We start from the raw sequence: 17,377 nt of genomic DNA, 5'->3' as shown, positions 1-17,377 counted from the left end.
TCCGGCTCTTTATTTTTAGCACGCAGAAGCAGTAAGTGAGATTGCATGTGGTTTCAAAGGGGGTGGTTTTTACAGCTGGAACTTACTGGTAACTTCTTGATTTTGTAATTTAATAGAATTTACGTTACAATAGCAGAAGCCAGACATTTTTTGCAAAAGGGTGAAGATGGACAATGAAACCGATTTTATCGAAACCTCAACTGGATTATATGAAGGCAAAGACGAAATTTGAGGATAGAGCGAAAGTATTGGAGAAGAGAATCGAAGAAACGCAGAAGCTGCAGGAAATCACTGAGGAAGTTATGGAAGGGCTTGTCCTGGAGACGGGATTTCATGATGCCTATGTTACGCTGACTAACGCTGAGAATGAGCTGATCGAGTGGTCACGTGTGACTATGAAGCATGAGAAGGAATATCAAGAACATAAAACCGAAATCGATAATTTCTATCAAAATGTTGGGGCAAATCCTGAACTGCGCGCCCAAATAATCCAATTGGCTTTGAAAGTTAGATAACCCTGTGTATTTAAAATAAGAAAGAATTTAAAAAGACATTCCAAATTGGGATGTCTTTTTTGATGTTCAAATGCATACATTTAGGTTGTTGCTCTGAAAAAGGTTGTCAGTTGATTGGAATATTCCGGAATTATTTACTGTGTACCTATAAAATCCATATAATAAAAAACACAGAAAAAAAGGCAGATTGTAACAGGATGAAGAAAGTGCAAATTTTTTTTCCAAGTCCGCAACTTTTTGAATTCTACTGCGTTTAAGATGTAGAGCATTACATAATGGTGACTAAATTAGACATGGCAGATTGTACCGATTGGGGAAACTTGTCTATCTATTAGAAAAATTAGCTTTACGGCTATAGTCACACATTGTATAATGTGAAAGGTAGGATTAGGAAACTACTCTATTTCTACATGTAATATTGTTTACAAGTTTCTGTGACGATCTCACAGACATCATTTATAAGAAGTTCGTTCGACTCGGGAAAGGGGGTGTATCGGCTAATGAGTAACACGAGCTACTCAACTAAAGAAAACTCTTTTAACATGAAAGTTAATCAAGGAGGAGAAAAAAAGGTTATGAAGAAAATTTTATCCGTAGCTCTGTCTACAGCAATGGCATTCTCCATGTTTGCTTCTGTAGCGTTCGGCGCTGACGCAACTTTGACGCCAGACCAAAAATTTGATGCTCTGAAAGCTCAAGGCATCGTATCCGGATTGCCAGGCGGTTTGGCTCACCTGGAGAAAACACTGACTCGCGCTGAACTCGCGAAGATCATCACTAAATCCTTGGGCCTGAAAGAAGTAACTGGCGTTTATACTTACAAAGACAAAAACTACGGTGCTAAACACTGGGCAGCTCCATTTATTGAAGCTGTAACAGCTGCAGGCATCATGAAAGGTTCTACAGTTAACGGTAAACAATTCTTCAACCCGAACGGCAACGTAACGGCTCAAGAATTGGCGATCGTTCTGACTCGCGCTCTGAAACTGGAAGTTCCTACAACTGGCATTGACAACAAAGCATCTGCATGGGCTCAAGGCGAAGTTCAAGCCGCAATCAACAAAGGCCTGCTCGAAGCTAGCCTGAACTGGCAAGCAAACGCAACTCGTTCCCAAGCAGTTGTAGCTGCGTACGCGATCTTCGATGAGTCGCAAGGCCCTAAAGTCGTATCGGCTGTAGCACAGAACCCAACTTCCGTTCTGGTTACTTTCGATGACAAATCAACTACAACTGTAACGTTGACTACTCCTTTGGTAGCTAACACTCCAACCGAAATTACTTTCACATACAAAGAAAAACAGTATAAAACTACTGTTACTCTTGAAAATGCACAAGTAACTTCTGTTGCGGCTACAAACCTGAAGGATGTACAAATCAAGTTCAACCGCGTGGTTGATCTGAAGGTTGCTTCCTTCAAAGTTACTGATGCTTCTGGCGCTGTTGTATACAACTCTGCAGAAACAGATCCAGTACTTAGCAGTGACGAAACAACCGTTACTTTGACTACTCCTGGACAACTGACTCAAAACGGTTACTACACTGTTTCTTTCAACGGTGTATATGTTGATGGTACCGAATTTGCTCCTTACGCTACAACGTTCCAAGTGAGCGATAAAACGGTTCCTACGCTTTCTTCTATCAAAGCTATAACTAAAGATACAACAACCAATAAAGTTAACGTTACTTTCAGCGAGTATGTTAACTTCGATATGGTGAAAATCGGTGACACGGTAGCAACTCCAACTGGATCCGGTAAATCTTGGACCTTAACGCTGCCAACCTCAGCTTTGGAAGCTGGTAAAGATTACACTGTAACAGTTAACGGATTGAGAGATTTGGCTGGCAACTATGCTGCTAATCCTTCTACTTTCACTGTATCCATCGTTCGTGATAACACTGCGCCAACTTATACTTTGGTTCCTGTTAACCCAAGCCAATTTGACGTAGTATTTAACGAAGATATGAGCAGCACGGTTCCTGTTGACGGCATTGTTGTGAAGAACAGCGCCGGAGCTATTCTGACTCAAAGCGGTTTGGCTAAACTGCAAGACGACGGTAAAACTTTCCGTGTATCGTTGGCTTCTTCACCTATCACTTCAGGAAACACTACGGCAGCGCTGTCTGTTACTATTCAAGGTCTGACTGACTTGGCTGGTAACGCAGTAACCACGGCTACTAATTCTGTAACCCTGGCTAAAGAAACAGTTGCACCTGAATTGACAAACGTTCGTCTGCTTCCTTATAACAACAAGCAAATTGAAGCTACATTCTCTGAATCTGTAACAGGTGTTGAATCAGGTGACTTTATCGTTACTGATCCAAACGGAGATAAAGTTGATGTTGCTAGTGTTACCTACAGCGGAACTTACGCTAGTGTAGTAACTTTGAATGTAGCTGGGCTGTCAGTTAACGGAACTTATAAAGTAGCTAGCATTGTAAACTCCGTTAAAGATACATCTGGCAATGGCAACGTTGCTAAGGTGTTGACTTTCAACTACAACGGTGCTGCAAGTGCTTCTCCAGTAACTGCAACAATTTCTGCTTACGGTGAAACGACAACTGATGGATTCACTTCTGCTAACCGTGTATACCGCGTTGATTTCGACCAAAACGTTGTTTTCGGCTTTGACGCGTCCACTGGTAACTACAAAGATGGTGCTGTAAACAATCCTGCTTACTACACAATCAATGGATTGGCACTTCCAACTGGTGCACAGGTGAAATTGCCTGTTGATACAAGCAAAGGTGTTAAAAACGTTATCGTTGATCTTTCTAAAGTAGCTGATGCCGACCTGCCAAGCGCTGTAGTTAACGGTGGTGAAGTAGTTCTTGCCGTTTCCAACGTTAAATCTACTGGCGGAGCAACGATCCAGTTTACTAGCAAAAACGTTACAGTTGCGGACGTAACTAAACCTTCTGTAACTGCTGCCTACCTGTCTGGTGACGTTAGTGATAATTCTTTGAAATTGACTGTTCAATTGAGCGAAAATGTCACTTTTGCTACTTATGCTGGTGATGCATTTACATTGACTGTGGACGGCAAGACTTACAAACTGTCCAATCCAGTATATGCTTCTAATGGCACTAACAAATCTCAAGTTGTATTCGATGTTGCATCTGCAGGTTTGGATGTAAATAAGGGTGCTAAACTGTCCGTTGCAGCTGAATCCGATGCAGTACAAGATGCAGCGAAGAACAATCTGAGCAAAACATCTTCAGATATTACTGTTGTAAACTATGGCACTAACTAATATTTAGTTAGTAAAAGAGGGCCACATTATGTGGCCCTCTTTTTTTACGTGAATATCATCTATTAAAACAACTTATTTTTATATTGCTGAACGAAACTTTCTTCCATTTTTTACGTTAATAAATATATAGAATGCGAAATGAGGAGGGGAAGTTTTGAAAGCAAATAAGTTAGCTTATGTCTTGCTGTCTGCCGTAGTGCTTGGAGGTAATACGGTAGGGGCGGCAAGTACTAATAAGTCAACGGCTGCATCTAAACCGACCAGTAACCAAAACATTGTACATACCCTAAACAATTTACCGTCTGTAAAATTAACATCGAGAAGCAGTATGAGGCTCACGGATGTTAATGTGTTAACACAAAATGACATTAACGTATTGACTTATACGTTAACAATTACTAACGGGGATAATACAAGCCTGAATCTTCTTGATTATTGGACTAAGGTCAGAACGACAAGCGGAACGGTTTATAGCGCGGTTCTCATCTCGGGCGACAAAGAAAAAAAATCTGTGGCGCCAGGATCCTCACTAACATTAACTTATGTTGTGAAAATTGCGAAGCATCTTAAACCAAGTGATCTGGCTTTTGAAGTCGTGAAGTGGGATTTCAGCAAACCTAATTATGAAAACAAGCTCGGACAATTCAAAATCCCGGCTTCTTATATGGTCTCTACTCCAGCTCATTATTCGAAGACACTTCGCATCAATGAGACGCCGGTTAAACTGAAAGTCAATCAGGTAACTTCGTTTCTGTCAGGGGATTACAATTATGTTGGTATAGATCTTAACGTTCAGAATATTGGCTACAAGTTATTTGAAGATCCAAAGCTCAAGTTCGTGATTAAGACATCGAGCGGATCGAATTATCCGTTGACACTAGACTCCTCTAGTGCAGATTACAAAATTCAGCCGCAGGATAACAAAATCCTGAAATTAATGGCTTCGATTCCCAAGTCCGTTGTTTTGAAGAATCTGGAGCTGCAAATTATTCAGGACGACGAAACAACAAAATCAAGTCTACCAATATCTACCCTGCAGCTGGGAGCGGCAAAGAATCAGTCTGTAGCTGTAAAACCCTATACAGAAAAATTGATTGCTGTTGGTGACGGCAAGCTTGCAGCAAGTGTGACCGGAGCATGGAGCAATCAAAGTTATGGCGAAAGTGATTTGTCTGTTCAACTCTCTTTTAGCAATAAGGGAAATCAAACCATTACCGTTCCAAAATACGAATTTGTTCTTCATAGTTCAAATGGCTATTCCGTACCGGTGTCAACTACCGCCTTGGACAACTTGACACTAGGACCACAGGAACAGAAGAGCATCAAGCTGAACATAACATTGAAAACGGATGTAGCAAGACAGAATTTACAGCTGTTCGTGAATGCTCCTAAGCAAGCAGCTTCGGATCCAAATGGAACCACACCATCGAATCCAGGATTTAGCTATCCAATTGGAATCTTTGCGCTTCCAGAAGCTGCGCAGATGCAGAATACGCTGGGCAAAGAACAATTTATGCAGACCAATAATGGATCGGTAGGTCTCACTCTATCGTCTATTCAAAGGTTACCTTGGAGTGATGGGAATTTGGTCAGTGCCAAAGTGACAATTGAGAATCTCTCTAACAAAACTATGGCTCTTCCTGAATTGTCTGGCCAATACAAAGTAGATTCGGTTAATCTTGATACCGATGTTAAACTGATCAACATGAATAATACTAAGCTATTGGGAACCGGTATGAGCACAGACCTCTATATCGTAACCAAACTTCCAGCATATCTGGATATTACACAGCTTCAAATTGCCTTAATGGAAAAAATCGGTGAGGGCAGCTCAGAATGGTTCAGATTTACGAACTTAGGCAGTCTCCCCGAACTTCCATCTATAGAAAAAGGTTCGGCTTACGAACTGAAGGATTCCGGCCATAATCAACGAATCAAGGAACTGAAATCGATGGTGTATTCCGGTTCTTCTTCTGATATTCTGTATACCGAGCTGGAAGTGAAAAATCTTGAGAATCATCAAATCGATCTTTCTCAACTCGTTGGATATTATCAAAGTGTAGGCGGACAGATTTACCAAGCTAATACGATTCAGGCAGATACGGCAGTGCCTTCACAAGAGAGCGGATTGGTCATTCTATGGTCCAAGCTGCCAAAGGCGCAGTCAATCAACGACTTGAAGCTTATCATCGGTGAAGGAATAGCAGATAACAAATTGACACCAATTAAAGGCGAATCGACGGGATATATCAATGCAGCTTCAATGGCACTTGATGTGAAACAGCCGGGGGTAAGTGGATGGCTTACAGAAATGAATATAACTCCATATACACTTGGAATCAGCAATGTAAATGCTTATCTTAACGGTTCGTCATCCGTACGGGTGAACCTCAATTATAATTTGCAAAGAAACCAGTCCTATTTGACCGGTGAATTTAATCATAAATATGTGATCGAATTGCATGATTACAATGGACATATTTTTGAGAAGGAAATTTCACCTGACAGCGATCTTAAACCAGGCAATGGAAGTTTTAGCTTTAGTATTGATGATCCAATATTTGAGAAGATGACAAGCGGAAGCTACATCCTAACAGTATACGACCGCTTCCAGGGCGCGAATGCAAAATTGGCCAGTCAAGTATTATATTACAACACCAGCCTGCTAGTTGAAGATAAAGAGGAGCAAAAACCGTAAAGATCCTAAAATCCCCTGTTTAGGGGATTTTTCGCTTGTTTCTCTCTATTAAACCCTCTATCATATGATTTAACTAGAGTTCATAGCGTTCACAGAACTTGTTGCATTCAAGGAGGATCATTTATGAACCGAACATGGAAAATAGCAATAGCGGCGGTGCTGGTCGGCGGCGGCCTGTGGGCCGGATCGCTGTTGAATAAAAGCGCTGAAGGCGCAGGTGTGACTTCTCAACCCGGGTCGGCGGATGATCCTGTTGTAACGAAGAGCTACGTAGATCAGCAGATTCAGCAAGCATTGGGCGGAGCAAAGGCTACACCACCAACGAGTTCATCGCCAGAAGAGGCCACGGTCCCTTCAAATAATAAAGTTGAAGTGGTCACGGTGAAACCAGGTGAGAAGCTAATGGCAGCAGCCGGAGCCGAGTTTATCGTTCGGGTAGGTAAAGGGGTGGTCTACAGTTCGGATTCCAATGGAGTGGCTGATCTGACAGACGGCCTTGATATATTGAACGGCAAGCCGGTGGGCAACAACCATTTGCTGTCTTTTCCCAGAGAAGGACGCGGTATAATGGTTGAGGACGGCAATAAGAATAATCTTACCGTTATGGTGCGAGGCGGTTACCGAATCGAAAAGTAGAACTGCAGCAGGGTTACTACTGTAAACCAGCTATTACGTTCTGGAAGTAAAGGGACTGGCCGCTTTGATGGTATCGGTACGCCAGGTATGTTTTTCCCCAATTAGCATTGATTTATACGAGTAACGGTTAAATGAAGCGGCATACTACTGATGCTGAATCAAATCATCAGGAGGTGCATCACAATGCCACGAAATAATCGTAAACTTATCCCGGAATCTAGAGAAGCTATTCAGCAAATGAAGTACGAGATTGCAGCCGAATTCGGATTGCCTGTTGGATATGGGGCAAGCAGCGGTTTTGGCGATACGGAGTTTGCAGGTGAACTCGGTACAGGTTCTTCAGGATCGTATACAAGCAGTTGGGGACATTTGACTTCAAGAGAGAACGGTTCGGTTGGCGGGGAAATAACAAAACGTCTGGTAGCGCAGGCGGAGAAACAGAGCCTTCTTTAATAAAGCAGCTGCCAAAAGAGACGAAATTCGATTAATTTTGGCCTTATTCCCTGAATCCCTTGATTGACAGGGGATTTTAAATAAGATAATATGACCTGTGAGGCTTGTACATCAACCTTTTCCCGTCGGAAAAGGTTCATTTTTTGTGTAGGATCGTGAGGCTTATGCCATACTATCCATATGGGGGGTTGAGAATTCATGTCCATTAAAGGGCGACATTTATTTACTTCCGAGTCCGTTACCGAAGGGCATCCGGATAAAATTTGCGACCAAATCTCTGATGCGGTTCTCGACGCTTTTCTGGCGAATGATCCAAACGCGCGTGTAGCTTGCGAAGTTTCCGTAGCAACCGGCCTAGTTCTGGTTATTGGCGAGATCAGTACGAAATCGGAGTATGTGGATATTCCATCGATCGTACGTAATACAATTAAGGAAATCGGATATACCCGTGCCAAATACGGCTTTGACTTCAATACATGCGCTGTGCTTACGTCTTTGAACGAGCAATCTGCAGATATCGCCCAAGGCGTGAATGCTGCCCTGGAAGATCGCGATCCTGCGCAGGTAGCTGAAGAAACTGCCAATATTGGCGCCGGCGACCAAGGCCTGATGTTCGGTTTTGCGACGAATGAAACGCCAGAGCTTATGCCGCTGCCGATCGCTTTGTCCCACCGTATTGCACGCCGCTTGTCAGAGGTGCGCAAGGATGGTACGCTTGATTACCTGCGTCCGGACGGAAAGACACAAGTAACGATCGAGTATGTAGACGGCAAACCAAAACGTGTAGATACCATTGTAGTGTCCACTCAGCATGCTGAAGATATCACACTTGAGCAAATCCAGGCTGATATTAAGGAACAAGTGATTCTTCCTGTTGTACCGGCTGAATTGCTGGATGGCGAAACCAAATATTTCATTAATCCTACTGGACGCTTCGTTATTGGCGGACCTCAAGGGGATGCAGGCCTTACAGGCCGTAAGATCATCGTGGATACCTACGGTGGATATGCACGCCATGGCGGCGGTGCTTTCTCCGGCAAGGATCCGACCAAGGTTGACCGTTCCGCTGCTTACGCGGCTCGCTATGTAGCGAAGAACCTGGTAGCGGCAGGCCTCGCTGACAAAGTAGAAATTCAATTAGCATATGCGATTGGCGTAGCCAACCCTGTTTCCATCAATGTTGATACTTATGGCACCGGCAAAATTGCGGAAGAGAAGCTGGTTGAGCTTGTTCGCAGCAACTTTGACCTGCGTCCTGCTGGAATTATCCGTATGCTGGATCTGCGTCGTCCGATTTACCGTCAGACGGCTGCTTACGGTCATTTCGGCCGTACCGACGTCGATCTGCCATGGGAACGCGTCGACAAAGCTGACGCTCTTAGAGAGCAAGCAGGATTATAAGCTGAAAATTTATATATGACTCGTGATCTGAAGAACAGATACATTCCTGATTTTGAAGGGAAGTATCTGTTCTTTTTTTAATGGTATGGTTGAAAAATCCAATTCCCTAAAGTTTATGGCGATTTATGCCGACAAAAGAGATAAGTATGCGCTTAAGTGCCTGCTCATGGCATTTTTACATAGTAGGGCTGCAATCAAGGAGAGAGGGAGAAAATAATATGAAAAAATGGCCGATATTGCTTGTTCTTGTGCTTATGTTTAATCTTTTCGCTGGAGCTGGAATTGGATACACTGCCGGCACCAGCAGCGTAACGCTTCAATCGACTTTACCGGTAAACGGATCTAAGGGAGTGCCGGTTGATACAAAGGTATTAAAAATGACTTTCAGTGCTGAAGTGAAGACGGGTAGCGGAGATATTGTAATTAAGGATGAACAAGATAACGAGTATGCACGAATAACGGTATCACCCGTAGGAAGTCTGAATGCAACCCAAGAGATTACCATTCCCTCTTCTACTAATAATATGGCGCCAGGAACGTTGTACAAAGTATCGGTAGCAGCGGGAGTGTTTGTGGACAGCAGCGGAAATGATGTGCCAGCTTTTGACTGGAGCTTTAAGACTCTGACCGATGGCAGCACCGCGCCAACTGCAACGCAAGAAGCTAGAGTTACAGATACTTCTGTAGAACTGAAATTGACGTTTAACCAGAAAGTAAATCAGTCGGCAAGTGGTCATATTTATATTAAAAAGGCGTCCACAAATGAAGCCGTAGCTACATACGCAGCTAAAGATGTAGTGTTGGACAGCAATAATACGGTAACGTTAAATGTTTCAAACTTGGCTCGAGGAGAAAGATATTATGTGCTGATCGACCAGGGAGCTTTCCTAAACGATGATGATCTGCCGTATGCCGGAATATCCAGCGCTCAGACCTGGTTTTTCAACATTGTTGGTGATGAAGTGGCTCTCCAAAGCACAGCGCCTGCTTCGGGCGGCCAGAATGAAGCGCCGACCGACAAGCTGCTGCTCAATTTCAGCCGTCCGGTGTATCCGGATAACGGTTTTATCAGCGTGAGAAAGGAAGACGGAACAGAAACAAACCGCATTTCGGTTACTTCTTCGGATGTCAGTGGCGGCGGGACCAGCAAAATAACGGTTAAGCTGACCTCAGCTTTAATAGCGGGAACGGCATACACAGTTACTATTCACCAGGGAGCATTTAAGGATACGGATAGCAACTCCTATCCGAAAACAGCTGACTATAGCTGGAATTTCAAAACGGGCACCGCTGCGCCGACTCAATTGTCGATCGATAGCTTGTCTCCTGTTGACCGTAGTACGAACGTTGGATTGAACATAGTACCAACTGCAACTTTTAATCGAAATATCAAATCCAACGGAGGAGCTGGAAGCTTTGCCAATGGTACGAATGGAATAACTCTCCGAAAATCGGGAGCAACCGCAATTCCGGCTGCTGCGATTTCGATCAGCGGTAATAGGCTCACGATAACGCCGGTCCAGGCACTGGATAATGGAGCAACTTATTACGTGAATATCGATAATGGTGCGATTCTGGATGCGGCTACAAATGCGGCTTTTTCAGGACTAAGCGGGGCTTCCAGCTGGAGCTTTACAACAGTAGTGCTCGACAAGACGCCTCCGGTACTTCAGAACGCACAAATGTATACTAACTCCGTGATTCGTTTGCAGTATGATAAGGCGCTTAACGCGAGTGTTAATTTATTGACCTCCAGCTTTGCCGTAACCGTTAATGGAGAAACACGCAGGCTGAGCAATGCCTATGTTTCCGGGGACAGTGTGTATATTACTTTGGAGACAGGTGTTGCTGTAGGTCAGGTAGTGAAAATAAGCTATTACAGCAGCAGCCTTCGCCCGATCGAGGACAATGCGCATAACGCGACCGCTTCCCTGACCAACCGCGATGTCACTAACGGGGTTGTTTCCGTAATGCCAAGGCCTCAAAGCGGGTATGTGTCCGGCAATTCGGTGTCGCTCTTTTTCCAGGATAGTCTGAAGAGTGTATCCAACTATGCTTATAATCAATTTTCAGTTACCGAGGATGGCGTTTCGGTAGGAATCATCAGTATTTATCAAAACGGATCGGCGGTTACCCTGTTTTTGTCAAGAGCCGTATCCAACGGATCGGCTGTAAAGGTATCCTATGTTCCGGGTTCCTACCCGTTGCAGGATTATCGGGGACAGAACATTTCAGGCTTCAGCGACTTTTACGTAAGAAACTACAACGACACCAAAGCTCCGGAGTTTACGGGTGCGGGAGGATCGGGGAATAAAGTTGTTTTAACCTATAATGAGGCGCTAAGTACATCTAATGTACCGCTCAAAAGCCAATATTCGGTCCTTGTCAACAACAGTCCGGTGTTTGTAACTGCAGTAGCTATTGCATCTAACCAAGTAACCCTTACACTGGCTTCTTCATTTACGACGTCGCAAAATGTGACGGTATCCTACGTTTCCGGGACAGGCGGACTGACGGACCTGAATGGCAATTTGGCCGGTTATATCAATTTGGCCCCTGTAAATCTTGTTGCTGCCGTTGACGGAGTGAATTCAATTACCGTAAACGGGGATACGCTGACGATCCAGTACAACAACACATTAGTTTATAATTCCAGTTCACTGTTTACAGGACTGTTCTACCTTAAAGTGAATCAGCAAACTAGGGATATCATTTCGGCAACGGCAGGCACTGATCGCGTGACATTAAAACTTGCCAGCCCTGTAACTGCAGGACAAAGCGTGGTGCTGTCCTTTATGATTGGTTCTTCCCCTTCTCTGTATGATCAAAATGGGAATGCGATCAAAGGCTTCACCAATGCACCGGTTCAAAATTTGACACCTTCAGGCACATCTGGAAGCGGATCGAACACTGGCACAACGCTGCCTGCCAATATGACTCAGCTGGACAGCAGCTTATTTGGTCTATCAGGGTACGTTCTAGGAGTTTCAAGCACCCATTCATCGACTTTGGACCGTTCCAGAGGCGGACAGACAGTTAACAGGAATGTGATTGATAGCACCAAGCTAAAAGACAGTTTCAGCTATATTAGATCTAATGCAACATCGAACGGCCGCACTCTGGTGTTTGAAGTGCCGCTTGCAGATAAGGGAGCCTATGTAGGCGTTCCGATTCAACCTTTATACGATGCTTATTCTTCTGATAAAACATTATCCTTTGGAGTTCGTTTGGGAGATGCGCTTGTTGTTGTCCCCCTAAACAAAATTCCGTTTGCGGATATTACAAAAACGCTTGGCACCGGCTTTTCTTCGGGCTATTTATGGATTCAGATGGAAAGAGTAACCAAAGAGAAACTAAATGTATCGACGAGTCAAGGGAGCGTAACCTCGATTCCGCTTGTCGACCCTGTAGATCTCAATATCACGGTAGGGGCAGTGATTGGTGCGGGCACAACGCCGCTTCGGATCAGCGGGCAAACGTTGTATATTCGAACAGCGAATACGGTGAATCCTGCACAGTCTTCCATGACGAAATATGATAATACCGCCGGAAAAGCTTACTTTTTCCCGACCCATATTCAAACTTCAGGGTCTTACACCATTCTGAGCGGCAAGCTTAATGAAGGGGGAGCAGTGGCCGGCCCTTCGGCGGGATTTGCAAGTTATGCGGATATCAGCAATCATTGGGCGCGTGCTGCCATTACGGAGCTTGCCAATAAGTTGATCGTCTCCGACCGGTCATTGAATATGTTCCAACCTAAGCTGAGCATTACCCGAGCCGAATTTGCCGAGTATATTTCCAGGGGGCTTGGCCTAACTCCGGACTCCGGCAGTGCTGTGCGCTTCAGCGACGTTTACATTGGCTCGAGCGCTTCAGGTTATATCGGGGCAGCAGTGAAGGCCGGAATTGTAACAGGAAATACAGACGGCACGTTTAAACCTGGAAGCAATATTACACGCGAACAAATGGCTTTAATGATGGTAAGGGCAATGTCTGCAGCAGGGAAGGACATTTCATTGTACAGCACATCAACTCAGATTCTATCCAGATTCAAGGACAACAAGAGCATCGGAGACAAGCAGACGGTGGCTAAAGCGGTTCAAGCCGGTATTATTCAAGGCACAAGCACAGGGACATTCAATCCCAAAGGAACGGTAACCCGTGCGGAAGCCGCGATCATGCTGAAACGTGTTCTTGATAATTTGAATTATCTGCAGTAGTTTCGATTTTAAAAAGAAAGATCCCCGTGTTTCTAGAGAATCACGGGGATTTTAGTTTATTAGAGCTCTGAATTATCACACCGTTCTGCTCTTTGTATTAGTTTTCCTCTTACTTAATTACTCAGCCTATTATTCTCCCCATCCCGAACTTTTTCGCCAAAAAATTCATGATGATTCGTAACTTTTCTGTCTTTTTGCAGTCTATTAATTAGAGGATGGATTCCTCATTTGGTATTTTGAGGAGAAAAGGCCGTCATAGATTGCTATAAAAGATGGGAGAGTCGCTTTAACAATGGTAGATCGGTACTGTGCAAAGCCTAGGTTTTTGCGGGGAAAGGCAGGAAAGAAGTGGTTGGTCATTTCGCTGGCGGGGCTGATCTGGGTTCAGCCGGTAATGGGAGTTACGTCTTTGTGGGGAAACTCATCGATGGTGTACGCAGCCTCAAATCAAGCAGTCAAGCTGTCTGAGGATATCATTACGTCGGGAGTCAAGCTCCAGAAATATCAATATACGTTAACCCGGTCGGGCTCTCAGGTGAAGGTGCTGGCCGATGTCGTTCAGATCGATTTAACGAATCCTTATGTCAAACTGGATGTGATGACAGGTAAGGGCGGGCAGGTGACGACCCGTCAATCGGTCGGAGGCATGGCAGGGGAGACCGGCGCAGTGGCGGCGGTGAATGGGGACGTTTTCAATACGAGCGGCCAGGGCGTCGCCATGGGGGCTTCGGTGTCGGAAGGCCAGGTGGTCACAAGCCCAAACCAATTGCAGGGCATGTATGCTTTTTATTTGGACAGTAATAACGTGCCTGCGATAGACAGCTTTACTTTTGAAGGAACCGTGCAGGCCGAGGACGGATCGTCTTTTCCGCTAACCGGCATTAATAAGGAGTCCTACAGGACGGAGCCTGACAACGGGTACAGCCACGCGAACGCCATGTATATTTACACCAGCGCGTGGAGCTCGCCAGACAGGCCAAGGGATTCTGCAACAACGCCGACTGAGGTGCTGGTGCAAAACGGCGTTATACAGCAAATCTCAAACGGCGCGGCCATTCCCGGTCCGGTTCCCGCAGATGGATTCATTCTCCGCGCGCACGGAACAGCAGCAGCTTATGTGATGAGCCATTTGGCTGTGGGTCAGCATATCAGCGCGAACTACCAGCTTCGTTCGGTAGGCGGCGGGAAGCCGGTGGATCCTTCTGCTCTGAAGATGCTGATCAGCGGACATACGCTATTGGTAGATCAGGGAAAAGCCTCTTCCTTTACCCGCTCGATAACGGGGGTTAGCGGAAGCAGCGCCGTGGCCCGGACGGCAATCGGTTACTCTAAGGACGGCAAATATGCTTATCTGATTACGGCCGAAAAAAATGACAACAGCAGCGGCATGAAGCTGACGGAGCTGCAGGGCTTTATGACGAGCATCGGCGTCTGGAAAGGGCTTGACCTTGACGGTGGCGGATCGACAACGATGGTGTCCAGGCCGCTGGCTGAAACGGACAGCTCGCTTACTTTTGCCACATCCAACGGGGGTACCATTCAACGCCAGGTGGTGAACGGAGTCGGCGTTTATACGACAGCTCCGCAAGGAACGCTGAAGGGCCTTAAGGTAAGCGGCGCTCAAACCTTGCTGATCGGGCAGGAAGCCAGTTATAATTTGAAAGGCTACGATACGTACTATAATCCGATCGATACGTCCACTATTGCGGCGACCTGGAAATCCAGCAACGGCAACGTCGTCTGGACCGGCAGCGCTTTTAAAGCCGTGAAGCCGGGCGCGGCGCTGCTGACCGCAGCCAGCGGGCAGGCAACGGTAAGCACAAACGTAACGGTGCTTGGAGAAGACGACGTGAGAGGCCTTAACCTGGGAGCCGTGAGCGGCGCCCTTCAGGCCGGTGCTTCGGTTGCGGTCACGCCGAAAGCGAAGCTTAAAGACGGCCGCACCGTAGAAGTGCCGGCAAGCGCGCTGAAATGGGAGTTCAAAGGCATTCAGGCCAGTGTGGGCAATGGCACGCTTACGGTTAATTCCGTAAACCCGAATACCCAGATCGGCTATGCGATTGCCAGATACGACGGCTTCAGCGCGATGATTGCCTTTAGCGCAGCCGGGGACAAGTCCTGGGAGGATTTTGAAAATACAGCCTACAATATCGCTTTTACCGGCAGTCCCGCTGAGGTGACTGGACAGGCGCAGGTTGTGCCTAGCGGAGATGATCATGGCAATGTGCTTCAGCTGAATTACGATCTGACGGGCGGCACCGGCAACAAATTTGCATATGCCCAGTTTAACGGAAGCGGCGGACAGGAAATTCCGGAAGGGGCAACCGCGATGTCGCTTGACGTGCTGGGAGATTCGAGCCTGAACTGGCTGCGTGCCGAGCTTGAGGTAAGCGGCAAAACAGTGTATCTGGATATTGCCAGACCGCTGGATTGGACCGGCTGGAAGCATGTAGATATCGACCTCAGCTCGTATGGCATCACTTCCGGAGCCAAGCTCAAGCGGCTTTACGTCGTCAACCTTGCGGAAGGCCAGGATGAGCGCGCAATGACCGGCAGCGTTTCTTTTGACAATATCCGGTTTACCGTTCCATCAGGCGGGGACAGCTCGCTTCCCCCAAGTGCCAAGGTCGTCATGACCGTCGGCAATAAATCGTTCACCTTTAACGGTCAAAAGCAGAGCATGGATGCTGCTCCGGTCGTAAAAGATGGAACAACCTACGTACCGATCAAATATGTAGTTGATTATTTCGGCGGACAGGCCGCATGGACGGCCGCGTTCAAACGAATTACGGTGCTTCGGGGCAGCACCATGCTGGATCTCTATGTCGACAACAAGGAGTATATTTTAAACGGCCAACGCCAAACCGCAGAAGTAACACCGTTAATTATAAATAACAGGACTTTAGTCCCTATTCGATTAGTTTCAGAACGGCTGGGAATCTCCGTAAAATGGGAACAGAAAACGAAGTCTATTACCCTTGAATCATGATATGATAGTACTTGATATTATCTAGGGTAAGAAATGGAGAATGACTTACGTGGATTTTCAAACCGATGCGATAGACCGGGTCATTAAAAATGCGATCGATGTGATGCAAAACAGCAAACTGCAAATGATCGAAATTCTCGATGCTGCACGCAATGAGCTCAAGACATTAAATACCGAGCTTCAGCAGGTCATGAAGGAAACTGCAGAGACGGTAGAGAAGGTTGATCAGCTTGAACTGAATTACCGCCGCTCCCGAATCCGGCTGACGGAAGTCAGCCGGGATTTTGTGCGTTATAAGGAAGAAGACATCAAGCAGGCTTATGAGAAGGCGACGCAGCTGCAGCTTGATCTTTTGATATATCGTGAGAAAGAGATGTATTTGAAAGCTCGGCGCGATGAGCTGCAGAAACGCTGTCGCAATGTAGAACGGTCCGTAGAGAGAGCTGAAACAATTGGTACCCAGATGAATGTAGTCCTCGAGTATTTGTCCGGCGAAATTGGACAGGTAACGAGGATACTGGAATCTGCCAAGAACAGGCAATTGCTCGGTTTGAAAATTATTTTGGCCCAGGAAGAAGAGCGCAAGCGAATTTCGCGTGAAATCCACGATGGTCCTGCCCAACTTCTTGCCAATATGGTACTTAGGACCGAAATTGTGGAAAGAATGCTAATCAAGCAGGATTTTGACAATGTTCGGGACGAAATAGTAGATTTAAAGCACCAGGTAAGATCCAGTCTGGAAGAAATGCGCAAGGTCATTTTTAATTTGCGGCCTATGGCTCTTGATGATCTGGGCCTTATCCCGACGCTGCGCAAATATGTTCACGACTTTGAGGAGAAGACCAAGATCAGGGCCACTTTTGAAACAAGAGGCAAAGAGCAGCGGTTATCTTCCGCTATGGAAGCAGCTATATTCCGTCTTGTGCAGGAAGCTCTTAACAATGCGGCCAAGCATGCCTACCCTACTTATGTCGGTGTCGAAATCACTTATCAAGCCCAGATGATTAAAATTATGGTTCAGGATAACGGTCTTGGGTTTAAAGTAGAGTTGCTCGAGCAGAAGACCAAGGAGCATGCTCATTTTGGCTTGATAGGAATGCGGGAACGGGTTGAACTGCTGGAAGGAAGAATGGAAATTGAGTCGGCAGAGAACCAGGGAACGAAAATCGTCATTCATATTCCGACAAACGTAGAGAAGAGAAAGGAGCAATAAT

At 45.8% G+C, this 17,377-nt stretch carries 9 protein-coding genes; all 9 read left to right on the top strand.

All coding sequences use genetic code 11. From position 1 onward, the window contains the following. Positions 1-173: 173 nt before the first annotated feature. The 9 genes from K7397_RS00515 to K7397_RS00475 all read left to right on the top strand — a co-directional run bounded on the left by K7397_RS00515 (position 174) and on the right by K7397_RS00475 (position 17,376). A complete protein-coding gene (locus K7397_RS00515; RefSeq protein WP_223065978.1) occupies positions 174-515 on the top strand; it encodes a hypothetical protein in 342 nt (113 codons plus the stop codon). A 500-nt stretch (positions 516-1,015) separates the two neighbouring features. Next, entirely contained in the window at positions 1,016-3,766 is a 2,751-nt protein-coding gene (locus K7397_RS00510; RefSeq protein ID WP_223065977.1) for an Ig-like domain-containing protein, read from the top strand. Between the two features lie 154 nt (positions 3,767-3,920). After that, positions 3,921-6,464, top strand: a complete 2,544-nt coding sequence (locus K7397_RS00505) for a hypothetical protein (protein WP_223065976.1) — start codon at positions 3,921-3,923, stop codon at positions 6,462-6,464. A gap of 123 nt (positions 6,465-6,587) precedes the next feature. Next, positions 6,588-7,100 (top strand): hypothetical protein, encoded by a 513-nt coding sequence (locus K7397_RS00500; protein WP_223065975.1) that lies wholly within the window; start codon positions 6,588-6,590, stop codon positions 7,098-7,100. Between the two features lie 183 nt (positions 7,101-7,283). Then, a complete protein-coding gene (locus K7397_RS00495; protein ID WP_223065974.1) occupies positions 7,284-7,553 on the top strand; it encodes an alpha/beta-type small acid-soluble spore protein in 270 nt (89 codons plus the stop codon). 198 nt (positions 7,554-7,751) lie between these two features. Next, positions 7,752-8,954: a methionine adenosyltransferase gene (gene metK, locus K7397_RS00490; RefSeq protein ID WP_223065973.1), complete on the top strand. Its 1,203-nt coding sequence runs from the start codon at positions 7,752-7,754 to the stop codon at positions 8,952-8,954. Between the two features lie 218 nt (positions 8,955-9,172). Beyond that, positions 9,173-13,174, top strand: coding sequence for an Ig-like domain-containing protein (locus K7397_RS00485; RefSeq protein ID WP_223065972.1), 4,002 nt, complete (start codon positions 9,173-9,175; stop codon positions 13,172-13,174). Between the two features lie 292 nt (positions 13,175-13,466). After that, positions 13,467-16,163, top strand: coding sequence for a stalk domain-containing protein (locus K7397_RS00480; RefSeq protein ID WP_223065971.1), 2,697 nt, complete (start codon positions 13,467-13,469; stop codon positions 16,161-16,163). Between the two features lie 49 nt (positions 16,164-16,212). Continuing rightward, complete coding sequence (locus K7397_RS00475) at positions 16,213-17,376, top strand: sensor histidine kinase (protein ID WP_223065970.1); 1,164 nt, start codon at positions 16,213-16,215, stop codon at positions 17,374-17,376. Position 17,377: the final 1 nt, after the last annotated feature.

This window comes from Paenibacillus caui (assembly GCF_019904135.1).
Lineage (GTDB): Bacteria > Bacillota > Bacilli > Paenibacillales > Paenibacillaceae > Fontibacillus > Fontibacillus caui.
The sequence above is the reverse complement of the archived record's forward strand: the minus strand, read 5'-3'. Positions and strand labels throughout refer to the sequence as shown.

Excerpts from the sequence above, each read along its gene's own strand:
- K7397_RS00515 (WP_223065978.1), top strand. The coding sequence starts at position 174 with ATGAAACCGATTTTATCGAAACCTCAACTGGATTATATGAAGGCAAAG.
- K7397_RS00485 (WP_223065972.1), top strand. The coding sequence starts at position 9,173 with ATGAAAAAATGGCCGATATTGCTTGTTCTTGTGCTTATGTTTAATCTT.
- K7397_RS00480 (WP_223065971.1), top strand. The coding sequence starts at position 13,467 with ATGGTAGATCGGTACTGTGCAAAGCCTAGGTTTTTGCGGGGAAAGGCA.
- K7397_RS00510 (WP_223065977.1), top strand. The coding sequence starts at position 1,016 with ATGAGTAACACGAGCTACTCAACTAAAGAAAACTCTTTTAACATGAAA.
- K7397_RS00495 (WP_223065974.1), top strand. The coding sequence starts at position 7,284 with ATGCCACGAAATAATCGTAAACTTATCCCGGAATCTAGAGAAGCTATT.
- metK (WP_223065973.1), top strand. The coding sequence starts at position 7,752 with ATGTCCATTAAAGGGCGACATTTATTTACTTCCGAGTCCGTTACCGAA.
- K7397_RS00500 (WP_223065975.1), top strand. The coding sequence starts at position 6,588 with ATGAACCGAACATGGAAAATAGCAATAGCGGCGGTGCTGGTCGGCGGC.